Genomic DNA, 18,058 nt, shown 5'->3' with positions numbered 1-18,058 from the left:
CGGATGGTACGCCCGTTACATCCCCGTGACCCTGCCGTTCACGGCCGCGTAACACGCCCCGCCCCTTCGTCACTGCGGCGAAACATCGAGCGGCATCGGCCGAAACCGCGCTGCGCGAATCTCTGGCGCATAACCGGCCACCCCTCATGGCCGAGCCGCTCTTCGGCCCCGCCCCCGCACCGGCCGTTCGACGACGAGGAGACGCCGATGGCAGCAGCCATCACGACCCTGGCCGCAGGCGAGCCCACGCTCTCCGCAGCCAACACCGGGTTCATGCTCATCTGCTCCGCCCTGGTCATGCTGATGACCCCGGCCCTCGCCTTCTTCTACGGAGGCATGGTCCGCGTGAAGTCCACCCTCAACATGCTGATGATGAGCTTCATCAGCCTCGGGATCGTCACGATCCTGTGGGTGCTCTACGGCTTCAGCATCGCCTTCGGCACCGACTCCGCCTCGCTCGTCGGCTGGTCCTCCGACTACGTCGGACTCAGTGGCATCGGCATCACCGAACTGTGGCCCGGCTACACCATCCCGGTGTACGTCTTCGCCGTCTTCCAGCTGATGTTCGCGATCATCACCCCCGCCCTCATCAGCGGCGCCCTCGCCGACCGCGTCAAGTTCACCGCCTGGGCCCTGTTCATCACCCTGTGGGCCACGATCGTGTACTTCCCCGTCGCCCACTGGGTCTGGGGCACCGGCGGCTGGCTCTTCGAGATGGGCGTCATCGACTTCGCCGGCGGCACCGCCGTCCACATCAACGCCGGCGCCGCCGCCCTCGGCGTGATCCTCGTCATCGGCAAGCGCGTCGGCTTCAAGAAGGACCCGATGCGCCCGCACAGCCTCCCGCTGGTCATGCTCGGCGCCGGTCTGCTCTGGTTCGGCTGGTTCGGCTTCAACGCGGGCTCCTGGCTCGGCAACGACGACGGCGTCGGCGCCGTCATGTTCGTCAACACCCAGGTCGCCACCGCCGCCGCCATGCTCGCCTGGCTGATCTACGAGAAGGTCCGCCACGGCTCCTTCACCACCCTCGGCGCCGCCTCCGGCGCGGTCGCCGGCCTCGTCGCCATCACTCCCGCCGGCGGCTCCTGCTCCCCGCTCGGCGCCATCGCCATCGGCGCCGTCGCCGGCCTGGTCTGCGCCATGGCCGTCGGCCTCAAGTACAAGTTCGGCTACGACGACTCCCTCGACGTCGTCGGCGTCCACCTCGTCGGCGGCGTCATCGGCTCCCTCCTCGTCGGCTTCTTCGCCACCGGCGGCGTCCAGTCCGACGCCAAGGGCCTGTTCTACGGCGGCGGCCTCGAACAGCTCGGCAAGCAGGCCATCGGCGTCTTCTCCGTCCTCGCCTACTCTCTGATCGCCTCCGCGATCCTCGCCCTGATCATCGACAAGACGATGGGGATGCGGGTCAGCGAGGACGACGAGGTCGCCGGCATCGACCAGGTCGAGCACGCCGAGACCGCATACGACTTCAGCGGGGCCGGCGGCGGCATCGCCGGACGCACCGCCACCGCCGCCCCCGCCCCCGCCCCGACGGAGAACAAGAAGGTGGACGCATGAAGCTCATCACCGCGGTCGTCAAGCCGCACCGGCTCGACGAGATCAAGGAAGCCCTCCAGGCGTTCGGCGTCCACGGGCTCACCGTCACCGAGGCCAGCGGCTACGGCCGCCAGCGCGGCCACACCGAGGTCTACCGCGGCGCCGAGTACACCGTCGACCTCGTCCCCAAGATCCGCATCGAGGTCCTCGTCGAGGACGACGACGCCGAACAGCTCATCGACGTCGTCGTGAAGGCCGCCCGCACCGGCAAGATCGGTGACGGCAAGGTGTGGAGCGTGCCGGTCGAGACCGCCGTACGGGTCCGCACCGGCGAACGCGGACCGGACGCGCTGTAGAGCACACGACCCCCAAGGAGCCGCCGGGTGACGAACCTCGACGTGAAAACGGAAACCGAAGACTCGGGACCCAGCGGTTACGCGGCGGCCCGGCTGCGCCTTCTCACCGAGAAGGCGCGGCCCGGGCCGCCGCGCCGTACCGCCCTGGCCCGCCTCACCGACGACTGGCTCGCCGGCCTCCACCGGGCCGCCGGAGCGCCCCCCGGAACCGCGCTCGTCGCCGTCGGCGGCTACGGACGCGGCGAACTCTCCCCGCGCAGCGACCTCGACCTGCTCCTCCTGCACGACGGCACCGCCGACGCCCGTACGATCGCCGCCCTCGCCGACCGCCTCTGGTACCCAATCTGGGACCTCGGCCTCGCCCTCGACCACTCCGTCCGCACCCCCGCCGAGGCCCGCAGGACCGCCGGCGAGGACCTCAAGGTCCAGCTCGGCCTCCTCGACGCCCGGCCCGTCGCCGGCGACACCGCCCTCGCGACCGCCCTGCGCACCGCCGTCCTCGCCGACTGGCGCAACCAGGCCCCCCGCCGCCTGCCCGAACTCGACGCCCTGTGCCGCGAACGCGCCGAACGCTCCGGCGAGCTCCAGTACCTCCTCGAACCCGACCTCAAAGAGGCCCGCGGCGGACTCCGCGACGCCCAGGCCCTGCGCGCCGTCGCCGCCTCCTGGCTCGCCGACGCCCCCCGCGAAGGACTCGACGACGCCCGCCGCCGCCTCCTCGACGCCCGCGACGCCCTCCACCTCGCCACCGGCCGCGCCACCGACCGGCTCGCCCTCCAGGAACAGGACGCCGTCGCCGCCGGACTCGGCCTCCTCGACGCCGACACCCTGCTGCGCGAGGTCTACGAGGCCGCCCGCACCGTCTCGTACGCCTCCGACGTCACCTGGCGCGAGGTCGGCAGGGTCCTCAAGGCCCGCTCCGCCCGCCCCCGGCTCCGCGGCCTCCTCGGCGGCCGCGGCAGCGGAGGAAAACCACCGGTGGAACGCACCCCGCTCGCCGAAGGCGTCGTCGAGATGGACGGCGAGGCCGTCCTCGCCCTCAGCGCCCGCCCCGAACGCGACCCCGTCCTGCCGCTGCGCGCCGCCGCGGCCGCCGCCCAGGCCGGCCTCCCGCTGTCCCTGCACGCCGTACGCCGCCTCGCCGCCACCGCCAAGCCGCTGCCCGCGCCCTGGCCCGCCGAGGCCCGCGAGGCCCTGGTCACCCTCCTGGGCGCCGGCGAGGCCACCGTCCCCGTCTGGGAGGCCCTGGAGGCCGAAGGACTCGTCACGCGCCTCCTGCCCGACTGGGAACGCGTCCGCTGCCGCCCCCAGCGCAACCCCGTCCACACCTGGACCGTCGACCGGCACCTCGTCGAGACCGCCGTCCGCGCCGCCTCCCTCACCCGCCGCGTCCACCGCCCCGACCTGCTGCTCGTCGCCGCCCTCCTGCACGACATCGGCAAGGGCTGGCCCGGCGACCACTCCGTCGCCGGCGAGACCATCGCCCGCGACCTCGCCACCCGCATCGGCTTCGACCGCGCCGACGTCACCGTCATCGCCACCGTCGTCCGCCACCACCTCCTCCTCGTCGAGACCGCCACGCGCCGCGACCTCGACGACCCCGCCACCGTCCGCACCGTCGCCGCCGCCGTCGGCACGCTGGGCGCACTGGAACTCCTGCACGCCCTCACCGAGGCCGACGCCCTCGCCACCGGGCCCGCCGCCTGGTCCTCCTGGCGCGCCTCCCTCGTCGCCGACCTCGTCGCGCGCGTCGCCGGCGTCCTCGCGGGGGAGGAGCCGCCCGACCCCGAGGCCGCCGCGCCCAGCGCCGAACAGGAACGCATCGCCATCGAGGCGCTGCGCACCGGGGAACCCGTCCTCGCCCTCCACGCGCACGAACCGGCGGCCCCCGACTCCGACGAGCCCGAACCCGTCGGCGTCGAACTCCTCGTCGCCCTCCCCGAGCGGCCCGGCGTCCTGCCCGCCGTCGCCGGCGTCCTCGCCCTGCACCGCCTCACCGTCCGCGCCGCCGAACTCCGCGCGGTCGCCCTGCCCACCGAACTCGGCCGCGGACCCGTCCTCGTCCTCGACTGGCGCGTCGCCGCCGAATACGGCTCGCTCCCCGAGGCCCACCGCCTGCGCGCCGACCTCGTCCGCGCCCTCGACGGCTCCCTCGACATCCCGGCCCGCCTCGCCGAACGCGACACCTCCTACCCGCGCCGCCGGGGCGTACCGGCCCCGCCACCCCGCGTCACCGTCGCCCCGGCCGCCTCCCGCCACGCCACCGTCATCGAGGTCCGCGCCCAGGACGCCCCCGGCCTCCTCCACCGCATCGGCCGCGCCCTGGAGGGCGCCGACGTCCGCGTGCGCAGCGCCCACGTCTCGACCCTGGGAGCGAACGCGGTCGACACCCTGTACGTGACCCGGCCGGACGGCCTGCCCCTGTCGGACGACGAGGCGACGGACGTGGCGAAGGTGGTGGAGGGGGCGCTGGGGTAGGGCGTGCCCTGCGCCCGTGCCGGTCGATCACGACCGGCACGGGCGACTCCGTCCCCGGGCCGGATACCCTTGGTGGCGACCATCCGCCCCGACCCGAGGAATCGCGACCACCGTGTTCGATACGCTTTCCGACCGCCTCAGCGCGACCTTCAAGTCCCTCCGGGGCAAAGGCCGCCTCACCGAGCAGGACATCGACAGCGCGGCTCGGGAAATCCGTATCGCCCTCCTCGAGGCCGATGTCGCCCTTCCCGTCGTCCGCGCGTTCATCTCCCGCGTCAAGGAGCGGGCCGTCGGAGTCGAGGTCTCCAAGGCCCTGAATCCGTCGCAGCAGTTCATCAAGATCGTCAACGATGAGCTGGTCGCCATCCTCGGTGGCGAGACCCGCCGCCTCCGGTTCGCCAAGACCGCGCCCACCGTGATCATGCTCGCCGGTCTCCAGGGTGCCGGTAAGACCACCCTCGCCGGAAAGCTCGGCCTCTGGCTCAAGGGCCAGGGCCACTCCCCGCTGCTCGTCGCCTGCGACCTCCAGCGCCCCAACGCCGTCAACCAGCTCTCGGTCGTCGCCGACCGCGCGGGCGTGGCCTTCTACGGCCCGCAGCCCGGCAACGGCGTCGGAGACCCGGTCCAGGTCGCCAAGGACTCGATCGAGTACGCCCGGTCGAAGGTGTACGACGTCGTCATCGTCGACACCGCCGGCCGCCTCGGCATCGACCAGGAGCTGATGCAGCAGGCAGCGGACATCCGCGACGCCGTCAGCCCCGACGAGATCCTCTTCGTCGTCGACGCCATGATCGGTCAGGACGCGGTCAACACCGCCGAGGCGTTCCGCGACGGCGTCGGCTTCGACGGCGTCGTGCTGTCCAAGCTCGACGGCGACGCCCGCGGTGGTGCCGCGCTCTCCATCGCGCACGTCACCGGCAAGCAGATCATGTTCGCCTCCAACGGCGAGAAGCTGGACGACTTCGACGCGTTCCACCCGGACCGCATGGCGTCCCGCATCCTCGGCATGGGCGACATCCTGTCGCTCATCGAGAAGGCCGAGCAGACCTTCAGCCAGGAAGAGGCCGCCAAGATGGCCTCCAAGCTGGCGTCCAAGAAGGGCCAGGAGTTCACGCTCGACGACTTCCTCGCCCAGATGGAGCAGGTCCGCAAGATGGGCTCCATCTCCAAGCTCCTCGGCATGCTCCCCGGCATGGCCCAGATGAAGGAGCAGATCAACAACATCGACGAGCGCGAGGTCGACCGCGTCGGCGCGATCATCAAGTCGATGACCCCGGCCGAGCGCCAGGACCCGACGATCATCAACGGCTCGCGCCGCGCCCGCATCGCCAAGGGTTCCGGCGTCGAGGTCAGCGCCGTGAAGGGCCTGATCGAGCGCTTCTTCGAGGCGCGCAAGATGATGTCGCGGATGGCGCAGGGCGGCGGCATGCCCGGCATGCCGGGGATCCCGGGCATGGGCGGCGGCCCCGGCCGGCAGAAGAAGCAGATCAAGCAGGCCAAGGGCAAGCGCAAGAGCGGCAACCCGATGAAGCGGAAGGCCGAGGAGCAGGCCGCGCAGGCGAAGCGCGAGCAGGCGCAGGCCGGCGGCGCGTTCGGGCTGCCGGCGGCGGGCCAGGGGCCGGGCGACTTCGAGCTCCCGGACGAGTTCAAGAAGTTCATGGGCTGAGGCCCGAGGGGCGCCCACGCGCGTACAGAGGACGCGCGTACAGAGGACGCACGTACAGAGGAGAGGGCCCGGGCGGTGCGACACCGCCCGGGCCCCTCGTCCCGTTTCATCCCCGCAGATCATCCGTAATGCCGGGAATGCCCCGCTCTTCGATACTGGGGCCACTGCTGTCCCGAGGAGAGCCCGTGGCCAACCCCGTACCCCCGCGCGACCGGACCGACCAGCCCTGGCGCTCGGAAGGGGCGCCGCCTCCGCCGGCGAAGAGGAAGATGCCCGGCGGCTGGGGCGGTCTCATCCTCACCGCGCTCGCCGTCTACCTCATCGCCAACATCGTGCTGTCGTTCTTCAACGAGGGCGACGGGCCGACCATCTCGTACACCGAGTTCGACAAGCAGGTCGCCGCCGGCAACGTCACCAAGATCTACTCCAAGGGCGACGCCATCCAGGGCCAGCTGAAGAACAAGCAGCCGGTCCCCGACGGCGAGGGCGACTACACCAAGTTCACCACCCAGCGGCCCGCCTTCGCCGACGACGACCTGTGGGCCCAGCTCACCCGGCAGAAGGTCGTCGTCACCGCCGAACCGGTCGTCCAGGAACGCAGCTTCCTGTCCAACCTGCTGATCTCGCTCGCCCCCATGCTGCTGCTCGTCCTGCTGTGGGTGTTCGTCGCCCGCCGCATGAGCTCGGGCCTGGGCGGAGCCGGCGGCATGCTGGGCCGCAAGGCCCCGCCCAAGCCGGTCGAGCTGGAGAGCGGCAAACGCACCACCTTCGAGGACGTCGCCGGCATCGACGAGGTCGAGGGCGAGCTCAACGACGTCGTCGACTTCCTGAAGAACCCCGGCGCCTACCGCGAGCTCGGCGCCAAGATGCCCCGTGGCGTGCTGCTCGCCGGCCCGCCCGGAACCGGCAAGACCCTGCTCGCCCGCGCCGTCGCAGGAGAGGCCGGGGTGCCGTTCTTCTCCGCCTCGGCCTCCGAGTTCATCGAGATGATCGTGGGCGTCGGCGCGTCCCGGGTGCGCGAGCTGTTCGCCGAGGCCCGCAAGGTCGCCCCCGCCATCATCTTCATCGACGAGATCGACACCATCGGCCGGGCCCGCGGCGCGGGCGCCGGCATGGGCGGCCACGACGAGCGCGAACAGACCCTCAACCAGATCCTCACCGAGATGGACGGCTTCACCGGCTCCGAAGGCGTCATCGTCCTCGCCGCCACCAACCGCGCCGACGTCCTCGACCCCGCCCTGACCCGGCCCGGCCGCTTCGACCGGATCGTCCACGTCAACCCGCCCGACCGCGGCGGGCGCGAGGCCATCCTGCGCATCCACACCCGCGAGATCCCCCTCGCCGAGGACGTCGACCTCGAACACGTCGCCAAGACCACGCCCGGCATGACCGGCGCCGAACTCGCCAACCTCGCCAACGAGGCGGCCCTCCTCGCGGTGAAGCGCCGGCAGAAGGCCGTCACCCGATCGGACGTCTCCGACGCCCTGGAGAAGGTGCAGCTCGGCGCCGAACGGCCGCTGGTCATGCCGCCCGAGGAGCGGCGGCGCACCGCGTACCACGAGAGCGGCCACGCCCTGCTCGGCATGCTCCAGCCCGGCGCCGACCCCGTCCGCAAGATCACCATCGTGCCGCGCGGCCGGGCCCTCGGCGTCACGCTGTCCACCCCGGAGTCCGACAAGTACGCCTACACCGAGGACTACCTGCGCGGCCGGATCATCGGCGCGCTCGGCGGCATGGCGGCCGAACAGGTCGTCTTCGGCGTCATCACCACCGGCGCCGAGAGCGACCTGGAACAGGTCACGAAGATCGCCCGGGGCATGGCGGGCCGCTGGGGCATGAGCGAACGCGTCGGCCGGCTGACCGCGATCCCCGGCGACGCCCAGCAGGCGTACGGCCTGTCGGCTGCACCCGCCACCCTCGACGCCGTCGACGAGGAGATGCGCCGCATCGTCGACGAGTGCTACGAGAGCGCCCTGCGGCAGCTGCGCGAGCACCGCGACCGGCTCGACGCCCTCGCCGAGGCCCTCCTGGAGAACGAGACCCTGGAAGAGGACGCGGCCTACCGTGCGGCGGGCATCCCGCGCCGCACGGAGCAACCGCCCGCCGGGCCCGCGGAGGCGTGACCCGCAGGCGCGGGGTTCGGGGGTGCCGGGCCTCTACGGGGCACGGGACCTGGGGGCACGGGACCTGGGGGAGCGGGCCACGGGGAGCCGGTCCCGGGACGCCGGAACCCCACCCGGGGGCCCCGCACCGCCGGGCCCGCGGGCCGGCGGCACCCGCCCCCCCCACGGCACCCGCCCCCATGGCGCCCGCCCCCTACGGCACCCGGGCGATGACGTACCGGAAGACGTTCGGCATCCACACCGTGCCGTCGGGGCGCACGTACGGTTCGAGCGCCTCCAGGAGCTCCTTCTCCACCTGACCCGGGTCCGTCGCCCGGACGGCCGCGTCGAACTCGCCCGTGGACAGCAGCCCCCGCACCGCGCTGTCCGCATCGGCGTAGCCGAACGGGCACGCCACCCGGCCCGAGCCGTCCGGGCGCAGCCCCGCCGCCAGGACCGCCCCGTCCAGGTCCTCACGGGGCGCCGGACGCCAGCCGGTCAGACGCGCCGCGAGCCCCAGCACCGACGTCGTCGCGCACCGCTCCGGCGGCCCCCAGCCGGCCAGCACCAACGCCGCGCCCCGCTGGGCCGAACGGGTGAGGGCAGCCGGGTCCCTGCCGAGCGCGGCCGTCCCGTGGAAGGCCGTGACCACGTCGTAGGGACCGTCCTGCGGCAGGTCCGCCGTCAACGGCGTCCCCTCCGGCAGACGTTCCCTGGCCAGCGCCACGCGCGCGTGGTCCCGGTCGACGCCGGCCACCCGCGCGCCCCGGGCCGCCGCCATCAGCAGCGCGAGACCGGAGCCGCAGCCGAGGTCGAGCACCCGCGACCCGGCGCCCACGCCGAGCCGGTCGTACACCGCCTCGTAGAGCGGCACGAGCATGCGTTCCTGGATCTCGGCCCAGTCGCGCGCGGGGTGGTGCGGGACGAGCGTAGGTGTCATGGAAAGCGCCCCAATCCGTGCCTGGACGACAACCCCCCGTAACCAGGGAACTGCGCATCCGGGCGCCCGTCCAGTGCTCGCGCCGGACGACTCCGCCCCGATCCGGGCGACTTCCGCCCGGAGCCTGCCGCACTCCGGCGATATTCGGCCGAGGGGAGGGGTCGGTGCCCGAGTTCGGGCAGACACCCGGTACTGTCCGTTCCACCGTCCCCCCGGCGCGCGTGAGTCGACCGCGCGCGGGGCGTATGAGCCGCTGTGCACCAGCTCCGGTCGCATCCGTACCGACTGACGGGTACGTGCAAAATATTTGAGTTGCCCCGGAATGGAACCCGGAAGCGATCCGGCTCGTTGTACCCGACGTGAGCACGACACCACCTGTTCTCGCCGCAGAGCTGGCACAGGCGTGGGCCGACATTCAGCGGCACCACCCCGAGCTGCCGGACCTTGCCGCGCCCGAGTCCCTGATCGGAGAGTCCTCGTCCGCCTGCGGCGCCGAGCTCTCCTTCGAGCGACTGCTCCACGAGGCAGTCCACGGCATCGCCGCCGCCCGAGGAGTCCGCGACACCTCACGCGCCGGCCGCTACCACAACCGCAGATTCCTCGCGATCGCCGAGGAGCTGGGCCTGGACCATCCGGAGGAACCGCACGCCAGCAGCGGCTTCTCCCTGGTCACCCTGAACGCGGAGGCCAGGCGGCGCTACCGGCCCACCATCGAGCGGCTCCAGCGCGCCCTCAAGGCGCACACGGTCGCCACCGCCGCCGACACCAAGCGCTCCTTCCGCGGACCGGCCGCCCGGCACGGCTCCTCCGGCGGCGGCGTGCGCGTCAAGGCCGTCTGCGACTGCGGACGCAACGTGCGCGTGGTCCCCTCGGTGCTCGCCCAGGCCCCCATCGTCTGCGGCGGCTGCGGCAAACCCTTCCGCATTCCGGAGACGGTGGGCGCCGCGAGCTGACCCCTCGGCGTGTGGCACAATGGCTAGCTGTACTCGACAGTCGCACAGGACCCCTCTCTCCTCCGACTGACGCGTCCATCGGGCACCCGAGTACCGCAACCCCACGTGGCATCTCAAGTGCCCAACCACGTCAAGACCAGGAGACACCACTCCAGTGGCAGTCAAGATCAAGCTCAAGCGCCTCGGCAAGATCCGCCAGCCGCACTACCGCATCGTCGTCGCCGACTCCCGCACCCGCCGGGACGGTCGTGCGATCGAGGAGATCGGCCTCTACCACCCGACGTACAACCCGTCGAAGATCGAGGTCGACTCCGAGCGCGCGCAGTACTGGCTGTCCGTCGGCGCCCAGCCGACCGAGCCGGTTCTCGCCATCCTGAAGCTCACCGGCGACTGGCAGAAGCACAAGGGCCTCCCCGCTCCGGAGAAGCCGCTGCTCGCCCCGGCGACCAAGGAAGCCAAGCGCGCCACCTTCGACGAGTTCGCCAAGGCGCTCGAGGGTGACGACACCAAGGGTGAGGCCATCACCCCGAAGGCCAAGAAGGCCGACAAGAAGGCGGACGAGGCTGCTGAGGCCGAGTCCACCGAGTCGACCGAGGCCTGATCATGCTCGAGGAGGCTCTCGAGCACCTCGTGAAGGGCATCGTGGACAACCCCGACGACGTGCAGGTCGCCTCGCGCAACCTGCGCCGCGGTCGCGTGCTGGAGGTTCGGGTGCACCCCGACGACCTCGGCAAGGTGATCGGCCGCAACGGCCGCACCGCGCGTGCGCTGCGGACCGTCGTGGGCGCCATCGGCGGCCGTGGCATCCGGGTCGACCTCGTCGACGTGGACCAGGTCCGCTGAAGTTTGACACCGGCACGGGCCGGGGAGGGCTGACCGCCCACCCCGGCCCGTTGCCGTACGACAGGAGAGATCACCAGTGCAGTTGGTAGTCGCACGGATCGGCCGCGCCCACGGCATCAAGGGCGAGGTCACCGTCGAGGTGCGGACCGACGAGCCCGAGCTGCGGCTCGGACCCGGCGCCGTCCTGCACACCGACCCGGCCTCCGTCGGGCCGCTCACCATCGAGACCGGCCGGGTGCACAGCGGCCGGCTGCTGCTCCGCTTCGAGGGCGTGAAGGACCGCAACGCCGCCGAAGCCCTGCGCAACACCCTCCTCATCGCCGACGTCGACCCCGACGAGCTGCCCGAGGAAGAGGACGAGTACTACGACCACCAGCTCGTCGACCTCGACGTCGTCCTCGCCGACGGCACCGAGATCGGCGTGATCTCCGAGATCTCCCACCTGCCGTCGCAGGACCTCTTCATCGTGGAGCGGCCCGACGGCAGCGAGGTGATGGTCCCGTTCGTCTCGGAGATCGTCACCGAGATCGACCTGGAGAACCAGCGGGCCGTGATCGCCCCGCCGCCGGGCCTCATCGACGACAGCGAGGCCGTCGTCGCCTCCACGCGCGACGCCGGCGCCGAGGCTTCCGAGCCCGCCGCTGCCGGAAACGCCGACGGTGAGGGCCCCGACGGTGAGGGCGACGTGCAGAAGGACGCCCCCTGATGCGCCTCGACGTCGTCACGATCTTCCCCGAGTACCTGGAACCGCTGAACGTCTCCCTCGTCGGCAAGGCCCGCGCCCGCGGCCGCCTCGACGTGCACGTCCACGACCTGCGCGACTGGACCTACGACCGGCACAACACCGTCGACGACACCCCGTACGGCGGCGGCCCCGGCATGGTCATGAAGACCGAACCCTGGGGCGACGCCCTCGACCAGGTCCTCTCCGACGGCTACGAGGCCGGCGCCCACGGCCCGGTCCTCGTCGTCCCCACCCCCAGCGGCCGCCCCTTCACCCAGGAGCTCGCCGTCGAACTCTCCGAGCGGCCCTGGCTGATCTTCACGCCCGCCCGCTACGAGGGCATCGACCGCCGCGTCATGGACGAGTACGCCACCCGGATGCCCGTCTACGAGGTGTCCATCGGCGACTACGTCCTGGCCGGCGGAGAGGCCGCCGTCCTGGTCGTCACCGAAGCCGTCGCCCGGCTCCTGCCCGGCGTCCTCGGCAACGCCGAGTCGCACCGGGACGACTCCTTCGCCCCGGGCGCCATGGCCAACCTCCTGGAGGGGCCCGTCTACACCAAGCCCCCCGAGTGGCGCGGCCGCACCATCCCCGACGTGCTCCTCAGCGGACACCACGGCAAGATCGCACGCTGGCGACGGGACGAGGCGTTCCGCCGCACCGCCGCCAACCGGCCCGACCTCATCGAGCGCTGCGACCCCGCCGCCTTCGACAAGAAGGACCGCGAGATCCTCTCCATGCTGGGCTGGGCCCCCGAGCCCGGTGGCCGATTTTGGCGCAGGCCGCAGAGCGTGGAAGAATAGGCCGCTGTCGTACGTCCGGCGCGCGCCCCTGCCACAGGGGGGACGACGCCCGCCACAGACGGACGACGCCCATTCACCATTCGTACGTACCGCTGATGACCTGTGGCATCAGCGAGGAAAGAGACCTCCATGGCCTCCCTGCTCGACCAGGTCAACTCCGCTTCGCTGCGGTCCGACGTCCCGGCCTTCCGCCCCGGCGACACCGTGAACGTCCACGTTCGCGTCATCGAGGGCAACCGCTCCCGTATCCAGCAGTTCAAGGGCGTCGTCATCCGCCGTCAGGGCTCGGGCGTCTCTGAGACCTTCACGGTCCGCAAGGTCTCCTTCTCCGTGGGCGTCGAGCGCACCTTCCCGGTGAACAGCCCGATCTTCGAGAAGATCGAGCTCGTCTCCCGCGGTGACGTCCGTCGCGCCAAGCTCTACTACCTGCGTGAGCTGCGCGGCAAGGCCGCCAAGATCAAGGAGAAGCGCGACAACTGAGCTCCGGCCCACAGGGGTGCGGGATAGGCTCTGCCCCCGATGGACACCGAAGCACAGCACACGGAGCGCGACCGCTCCTCCGGCGAGGAGGAGCGGTCGCGCTCCGCGCGCGTTTCCGGGACGGGCACGGACGGTGACGCGGTACGGGGCGGTGACCGGGCCGTACGAGGTGACGGTGACGCGGTACGGGGCGGTGACCGGGCCGTACGAGGTGACGGCGAGGTCGCGGGAGACGGTGACGGAGGCGCACGGGACGACGATGCGGGGGGCACGCCCTCCGGGCTCCTGACCTGGCGCCGCACGGGACTCATCGGCGGCGCCTGCATGGTGTTCCTGCTGCTGTTCAGCCACTTCGTGCTGCAGCCCTTCCTCATCCCCAGCGGCTCCATGGAGCCCACCCTCCGGGTCGGCGACCGGATCCTGGTCAACAAGCTGGCGTACCGTTTCGGCGGCGAGCCGAGCCGCGGTGACGTCGTCGTCTTCGACGGCACCGGGTCCTTCGTCCAGGGACAGCCCGAGGGGAACCCGGTCAGCGGCCTGCTGCGGGACGCCGCGGCCGCCCTCGGCCTCGCCGAACCCGCCGAGACCGACTTCGTCAAGCGGGTCGTCGGCACCGGCGGCGACCGGGTGATCTGCTGCGACAAGGACGGCCGCCTCACCGTCAACGGCGTGCCCGTACCCGAGACGTACGTGATGCTGGGCGACCGTCCCTCCGACGTGCCCTTCGACATCGTGGTGCCGGACGGCACCCTCTGGGTGATGGGCGACCACCGCAGCCAGTCCAGCGACTCCCGCGACCACCTCGGCCGGCCCGGCGGAGGCATGGTGCCGGTCGACAAGGTCGTCGGGCGCGCCGACTGGATCGGCTGGCCGGTCGGCCGCTGGTCCACCGTGCCCGGCACCGACGCCTTCGACGCCGTACCGGAACGGACCGCCGGCGGCCATGGGTAGACGGGGCAAGACCCCCGCCGGCCGCCGGGCCGCCGGACCCGGGCCGCGCGGCGGCGACGGCGCCGGCGGCGAGGGCCGACGGGGCGGCGAGACCGGGACCCGCGGCGGGGGTCGGCGGCCCCGCGAGGGGCGACACAGCGGCGGCGAGGGCCGTGCGCCGCACGGGCGGGCCGAGCGGCGCAGACTCGCCCGCAAGGTCAAGCGGCGCCGGCGGCGCTCCGCCGTCACGGAGATCCCGCTCCTCCTCACCGTCGCCGTCCTCATCGCCCTGGCCCTGAAGACCTTCCTGGTGCAGGCCTTCGTCATCCCCTCCGGGTCGATGGAGCAGACCATCCGGATCGACGACCGGGTGCTCGTCGACAAACTGACACCCTGGTTCGGGGCCACCCCGCAGCGCGGCGACGTCGTCGTCTTCAGGGACCCCGGCAACTGGCTCCAGCAGGACCCCGCGCCGCCGGCCGACGACCCCGTCGGCGTCAAGCAGCTCAAACAGGCCCTGACCTTCATCGGACTGCTGCCCTCGGCCGACGAGCAGGACCTGATCAAGCGGGTGGTCGCGGTCGGCGGGGACACCGTGAAGTGCTGCGGCGAGGACGGCAGGCTCACGGTCAACGGCGTACCGGTGGAGGAACCGTATCTGCACCCCGGGAACGCGCCGTCGACGATCCCCTTCGAGGTGAAGGTCCCGCCGGGCCGGATCTTCGTGCTCGGCGACCACCGGTCCGACTCGGCCGACTCGCGCTTCCACCTCGACGAGAAGGACCACGGCACCGTCTCCGAGGACCAGGTGGTGGGCCGCGCCGTCGTCATCGCCTGGCCCGTGGGCCACTGGCGGCGCCTGGAGGAGCGGTCCGCGTTCGCGTCCGTCCCGGACGGCGGCGCGGTGCGCGCGGCCGAGGCGGGGGGCCCGTCGCATAGTGTGTCCCAGCGGAACACGAACGGATTGCCCTGGCTCCCGACCCCTGCGGAACTTCTGCTCGTTATGGGAGTGGTGGGCCTGTCCCTGTCCTGGGACGGGCGATTGCACGGAGTGAGGAGTGGATGTGGGGGATTTGGCCGTCGGCGCACGGTCCGGACACGGCGAGCCCGAGAAGAGGCCCGAGCGGCCCGCACCGGCGGCGGCCATGACGGATGACTCCACGGGCCGCCAGGACCCCGATCCGCGAACCGAACCGCCAGCCGATCCTCCAAGCGGTCCGCGCTCCGACCAGCGGCCTGACCTGGGCCACCAGGCGCCTTCCGGCGGGCCGGGCGGCACAGCGTCCGACGGCGGCGACGGACCCGGGCGCGGCGACGGATCCGGGCGCGGTGACGGCTTCCGGCCCGGCGGTATCCCCGGCGCCGTCCCCGGAGACGGTGACGGACACCGCGACGGACACGGTGACGGGCAGGGTGACGGTCAGGGCGAGGGCCAGGACGCGGGGCACGGCGACGGTGGCGACGAGACCACCGGCCGAGAAGGACACGACGGCCGCGACCCCAGAAGGCCGCGCTCCTTCTGGAAGGAACTGCCCCTCCTCATCGGCATCGCGCTCGTCCTGGCGCTGCTGATCAAGACCTTCCTCGTGCAGGCGTTCTCGATCCCCTCGGACTCGATGATGAACACGCTGCAGCGCGGCGACCGGGTCCTCGTCGACAAGCTCACCCCGTGGTTCGGCGCCGAGCCCGACCGCGGCGAGGTCGTCGTCTTCCACGACCCGGGCGGCTGGCTCGAGGAGAGCAAGGCCCCCGAGCCGAACGCCCTGCAGAAGGTCCTCAGCTTCATCGGCCTCATGCCGTCCGCCGAGGAGAAGGACCTGATCAAGCGGGTCATCGCGGTCGGCGGCGACACCGTCTCCTGCAAGGAGGGCGGCAAGGTCGTCGTCAACGGCAAGGAGCTGGACGAGAGCGCCTACCTCCACCCCGGCTCGGTGCCCTGCGACCCCGCCTTCGGGCCGGTCAAGGTCCCCGACGGCCGCATCTGGGTCATGGGCGACAACCGCCAGAACTCGCTCGACTCCCGCTTCCACATGGAGCTCCCCGGCGGCGGCACCGTCTCCAACGACGAGGTCGTCGGCCGCGCGGTCGTCATCGCCTGGCCGGTGACCCGCTGGGCCACCCTTCCGGTCCCCGACACCTTCGACCAGCCGGGCCTCGGCCAGGCCCTCGCCGTCGCCCCCGGCGCGGCCGGACTCGCCGGCGCGCTCCCGCTGGTGCTGTGGCGGCGCAAGCGGCGCACCCTGCGCGAGACGGCGGGCTCCGCCCGTACCGCCGGGTAGCGACCCGCGGGTAGGGTGCGGTCCCTGGCCGTCGCACGGACGGCCCGCGGATCCTCCGAGGTGCCCATGAGCGTCGACACCAACGACGACACGAGTGACGTGAGCGGCGGGCGCGTCCCGCCGCTCCCGCCGCTCCCACCGCGTACGAAGGCCGGCCGCGGCCGCCTCGGCAGTGTCCTGTCGGGGCTGGCCGTGGCCGTCGGCTGTGTCCTCTTCCTCGGCGGATTCGTCGTCGCGGCCGTGCTCTACCAGCCGTTCTCCGTGCCCAGCGACTCCATGACACCGACCCTCGACGTCGGCTCCAAGGTGCTCGCCCAGCGCGTCGACGGTGCCGACGTGAAGCGCGGCGACATCGTCGTCTTCCAGGACCCGCTGTGGGGCGACGTCACCATGGTCAAGCGGGTCGTCGCCGTCGGCGGCGACACCGTCGCCTGCTGCGGCGCCGACGGCCGCCTCACCCTCAACGGCACCCCCGTCGACGAACCGTATCTGCCGGCCGGAAAGCCCGCCTCCGGGCAGAAGTTCTCGGTCACCGTGCCGGCCGGGAACCTCTTCCTGCTCGGCGACGAGCGGCACACCTCGATGGACTCCCGCGCCCACCTCCAGGAGGCCGGGCGGGGCTCCGTACCGCGCTCGGCCGTCGTCGCCCGCGTCGACGCCGTCGCCTGGCCCGCCAAGGGCGTCGTGGAGCGGCCCGCGCCGTTCGCCGCCCTCCCCGGAGGCATCTCACGGCCCGGCCCCATCGCCCTCCTCTTCTTCGCGATCGTCGCCGGGTGTGTACTGATCCTGGGCGGAGCGGCGTACGGGCCGGTGGCCCGTGCGCTCGGACGGAAGGCGAGCGCCGGGCAGCAGGTCAGCGCCGGACAGCAGGCGCGCCCCGGGCAGAAGGCGAGCTGAGCGCATGAGCGAAACGGAACAGGAGCGAGCCGAGCAGACGGCCGGGGAGGCCGAGGGCGCCGGGGGTGCCGGGGGTGGTGCGGAGGCCGCCGGGTACGCGGACGGTGGTGCGGACGCCCCGGCGGTGGAGCCGCGCCGCGTGGCACGCGTCGTGCTGCTCGACCCCGACGACCGCATCCTGCTCCTCCACGGCTACGAGCCCGACGACCCCGCCCAGACCTGGTGGTTCACACCCGGCGGCGGCCTGGAGGGCGAGGAGACCCGCGAACAGGCCGCCCTGCGCGAACTCACCGAGGAGACCGGCATCACCGACGTCCGGCTCGGACCGGTGCTGTGGCGGCGCTTCTGCTCCTTCCCCTTCGCCGGGCGCCGCTGGAACCAGGACGAGTGGTACTACCTCGCCCGCACCACCCAGACCGCCACCGCTCCCACCGCCCTCACCGAGCTGGAGGCCCGCAGCGTCGCGGGGCTGAGGTGGTGGACCTCCGCCGAACTGTCGGCGGCCCGTGAGACGGTGTACCCCAACAGACTGGCCGAGCTGCTCCAGACGCTGCTCGACGAAGGACCTCCGAGCGCGCCGCTCGTTCTCGCCCCCGAAATCGTTTAGGGGCCCGGACGACTGGCGCACAATAGGGGGACGCACGGCTGAAGGGGAACATGCCATGAGCGCCGAGGACCTCGAGAAGTACGAGACCGAGATGGAGCTGAAGCTCTACCGGGAGTACCGCGATGTCGTCGGGCTGTTCAAATACGTGATCGAGACCGAGCGGCGCTTCTACCTCACCAACGACTACGAGATGCAGGTCCACTCGGTCCAGGGCGAGGTCTTCTTCGAGGTCTCCATGGCCGACGCCTGGGTCTGGGACATGTACCGGCCCGCCCGCTTCGTCAAGCAGGTCCGCGTCCTGACCTTCAAGGACGTGAACATCGAGGAGCTCAACAAGAGCGACCTCGAACTCCCCGGCAGCTGACGCCCCGGCCGCGGCCGGCACGGAAACCGAAGCCGGAACCACCCGCGAGGGTGGCCCGGTTATCCACAGCGGGCCGCCTGTCCACAGGCTCGCACACGCT

18 protein-coding genes are annotated in these 18,058 nt (G+C 72.3%); 17 read left to right on the top strand and 1 reads right to left on the bottom strand.

Annotated features, from left to right (window positions below; genetic code table 11):
• The first annotated feature begins 207 nt into the window (after positions 1-207).
• The 5 genes from ABD954_RS09090 to ftsH all read left to right on the top strand — a co-directional run bounded on the left by ABD954_RS09090 (position 208) and on the right by ftsH (position 8,159).
• Positions 208-1,557 (top strand): ammonium transporter, encoded by a 1,350-nt coding sequence (locus ABD954_RS09090; protein WP_345485369.1) that lies wholly within the window; start codon positions 208-210, stop codon positions 1,555-1,557.
• Entirely contained in the window at positions 1,554-1,892 is a 339-nt protein-coding gene (locus ABD954_RS09085; RefSeq protein ID WP_004924863.1) for a P-II family nitrogen regulator, read from the top strand. The genes ABD954_RS09090 and ABD954_RS09085 overlap by 4 nt, the downstream gene beginning before the upstream one ends.
• Before the next feature lie 27 nt (positions 1,893-1,919).
• On the top strand, positions 1,920-4,370 hold the full coding sequence (locus ABD954_RS09080; RefSeq protein WP_345485368.1) for a [protein-PII] uridylyltransferase: 2,451 nt from the start codon (positions 1,920-1,922) through the stop codon (positions 4,368-4,370).
• A 112-nt stretch (positions 4,371-4,482) separates the two neighbouring features.
• Positions 4,483-6,036 carry a signal recognition particle protein gene (gene ffh / locus ABD954_RS09075; protein ID WP_345485367.1) on the top strand — a complete coding sequence of 518 codons (1,554 nt, stop codon included), beginning with the start codon at positions 4,483-4,485 and terminating at the stop codon, positions 6,034-6,036.
• A gap of 185 nt (positions 6,037-6,221) precedes the next feature.
• Positions 6,222-8,159: an ATP-dependent zinc metalloprotease FtsH gene (ftsH, locus tag ABD954_RS09070; RefSeq protein WP_345485366.1), complete on the top strand. Its 1,938-nt coding sequence runs from the start codon at positions 6,222-6,224 to the stop codon at positions 8,157-8,159.
• Positions 8,160-8,352: 193 nt separating this feature from the next.
• Here the strand turns inward: ftsH and ABD954_RS09065 are convergent, their stop codons facing one another.
• The gene (locus tag ABD954_RS09065) at positions 8,353-9,078 is read right to left on the bottom strand and encodes a class I SAM-dependent methyltransferase (protein ID WP_345485365.1); all 726 of its coding nucleotides are present in this window, start codon (positions 9,076-9,078) and stop codon (positions 8,353-8,355) included.
• Positions 9,079-9,437: 359 nt separating this feature from the next.
• Here ABD954_RS09065 and ABD954_RS09060 point away from each other — a divergent pair, with 359 nt between their 5' ends.
• The 12 genes from ABD954_RS09060 to ABD954_RS09005 all read left to right on the top strand — a co-directional run bounded on the left by ABD954_RS09060 (position 9,438) and on the right by ABD954_RS09005 (position 17,958).
• Positions 9,438-10,031: a hypothetical protein gene (locus tag ABD954_RS09060; RefSeq protein WP_345485364.1), complete on the top strand. Its 594-nt coding sequence runs from the start codon at positions 9,438-9,440 to the stop codon at positions 10,029-10,031.
• A gap of 154 nt (positions 10,032-10,185) precedes the next feature.
• The gene (gene rpsP, locus ABD954_RS09055; RefSeq protein ID WP_345485363.1) at positions 10,186-10,632 is read left to right on the top strand and encodes a 30S ribosomal protein S16; all 447 of its coding nucleotides are present in this window, start codon (positions 10,186-10,188) and stop codon (positions 10,630-10,632) included.
• 2 nt (positions 10,633-10,634) lie between these two features.
• Entirely contained in the window at positions 10,635-10,874 is a 240-nt protein-coding gene (locus ABD954_RS09050) for an RNA-binding protein (RefSeq protein ID WP_005311361.1), read from the top strand.
• A 76-nt stretch (positions 10,875-10,950) separates the two neighbouring features.
• Positions 10,951-11,580, top strand: coding sequence for a ribosome maturation factor RimM (gene rimM, locus ABD954_RS09045; protein WP_345485362.1), 630 nt, complete (start codon positions 10,951-10,953; stop codon positions 11,578-11,580).
• Positions 11,580-12,401: a tRNA (guanosine(37)-N1)-methyltransferase TrmD gene (trmD, locus tag ABD954_RS09040; protein ID WP_345485361.1), complete on the top strand. Its 822-nt coding sequence runs from the start codon at positions 11,580-11,582 to the stop codon at positions 12,399-12,401. The genes rimM and trmD overlap by 1 nt, the downstream gene beginning before the upstream one ends.
• 129 nt (positions 12,402-12,530) lie before the next feature.
• A complete protein-coding gene (rplS, locus tag ABD954_RS09035) occupies positions 12,531-12,881 on the top strand; it encodes a 50S ribosomal protein L19 (protein WP_128977504.1) in 351 nt (116 codons plus the stop codon).
• Positions 12,882-12,920: 39 nt separating this feature from the next.
• Positions 12,921-13,832 carry a signal peptidase I gene (gene lepB, locus ABD954_RS09030; protein ID WP_345485360.1) on the top strand — a complete coding sequence of 304 codons (912 nt, stop codon included), beginning with the start codon at positions 12,921-12,923 and terminating at the stop codon, positions 13,830-13,832.
• The gene (gene lepB, locus ABD954_RS09025; protein ID WP_345485359.1) at positions 13,825-14,967 is read left to right on the top strand and encodes a signal peptidase I; all 1,143 of its coding nucleotides are present in this window, start codon (positions 13,825-13,827) and stop codon (positions 14,965-14,967) included. The genes lepB (ABD954_RS09030) and lepB (ABD954_RS09025) overlap by 8 nt, the downstream gene beginning before the upstream one ends.
• Entirely contained in the window at positions 14,957-16,090 is a 1,134-nt protein-coding gene (lepB, locus tag ABD954_RS09020; RefSeq protein ID WP_345485358.1) for a signal peptidase I, read from the top strand. Before lepB (ABD954_RS09025) ends, lepB (ABD954_RS09020) begins: the two co-directional genes overlap by 11 nt.
• Positions 16,091-16,156: 66 nt before the next feature.
• The gene (lepB, locus tag ABD954_RS09015) at positions 16,157-16,987 is read left to right on the top strand and encodes a signal peptidase I (RefSeq protein WP_345485357.1); all 831 of its coding nucleotides are present in this window, start codon (positions 16,157-16,159) and stop codon (positions 16,985-16,987) included.
• A gap of 4 nt (positions 16,988-16,991) precedes the next feature.
• Entirely contained in the window at positions 16,992-17,594 is a 603-nt protein-coding gene (locus tag ABD954_RS09010) for an NUDIX hydrolase (protein WP_345485356.1), read from the top strand.
• Between the two features lie 55 nt (positions 17,595-17,649).
• A complete protein-coding gene (locus ABD954_RS09005) occupies positions 17,650-17,958 on the top strand; it encodes a DUF2469 domain-containing protein (protein WP_005311352.1) in 309 nt (102 codons plus the stop codon).
• The last annotated feature ends 100 nt before the right edge of the window (positions 17,959-18,058 follow it).

It is taken from the genome of Streptomyces roseoviridis (assembly GCF_039535235.1).
Lineage (GTDB): Bacteria > Actinomycetota > Actinomycetes > Streptomycetales > Streptomycetaceae > Streptomyces > Streptomyces roseoviridis.
The sequence above is the reverse complement of the archived record's forward strand: the minus strand, read 5'-3'. Positions and strand labels throughout refer to the sequence as shown.

Bases quoted from the DNA above. Each gene is read 5' to 3' on its own strand.
- ABD954_RS09010 (WP_345485356.1), top strand. From the start codon at position 16,992: ATGAGCGAAACGGAACAGGAGCGAGCCGAGCAGACGGCCGGGGAGGCC.
- lepB (WP_345485358.1), top strand. From the start codon at position 14,957: ATGACGGATGACTCCACGGGCCGCCAGGACCCCGATCCGCGAACCGAA.
- ABD954_RS09005 (WP_005311352.1), top strand. From the start codon at position 17,650: ATGAGCGCCGAGGACCTCGAGAAGTACGAGACCGAGATGGAGCTGAAG.
- ABD954_RS09050 (WP_005311361.1), top strand. From the start codon at position 10,635: ATGCTCGAGGAGGCTCTCGAGCACCTCGTGAAGGGCATCGTGGACAAC.
- ABD954_RS09085 (WP_004924863.1), top strand. From the start codon at position 1,554: ATGAAGCTCATCACCGCGGTCGTCAAGCCGCACCGGCTCGACGAGATC.
- lepB (WP_345485360.1), top strand. From the start codon at position 12,921: ATGGACACCGAAGCACAGCACACGGAGCGCGACCGCTCCTCCGGCGAG.
- trmD (WP_345485361.1), top strand. From the start codon at position 11,580: ATGCGCCTCGACGTCGTCACGATCTTCCCCGAGTACCTGGAACCGCTG.
- lepB (WP_345485357.1), top strand. From the start codon at position 16,157: ATGAGCGTCGACACCAACGACGACACGAGTGACGTGAGCGGCGGGCGC.
- lepB (WP_345485359.1), top strand. From the start codon at position 13,825: ATGGGTAGACGGGGCAAGACCCCCGCCGGCCGCCGGGCCGCCGGACCC.
- ABD954_RS09090 (WP_345485369.1), top strand. From the start codon at position 208: ATGGCAGCAGCCATCACGACCCTGGCCGCAGGCGAGCCCACGCTCTCC.
- ABD954_RS09065 (WP_345485365.1), bottom strand. From the start codon at position 9,078: ATGACACCTACGCTCGTCCCGCACCACCCCGCGCGCGACTGGGCCGAG.
- rplS (WP_128977504.1), top strand. From the start codon at position 12,531: ATGGCCTCCCTGCTCGACCAGGTCAACTCCGCTTCGCTGCGGTCCGAC.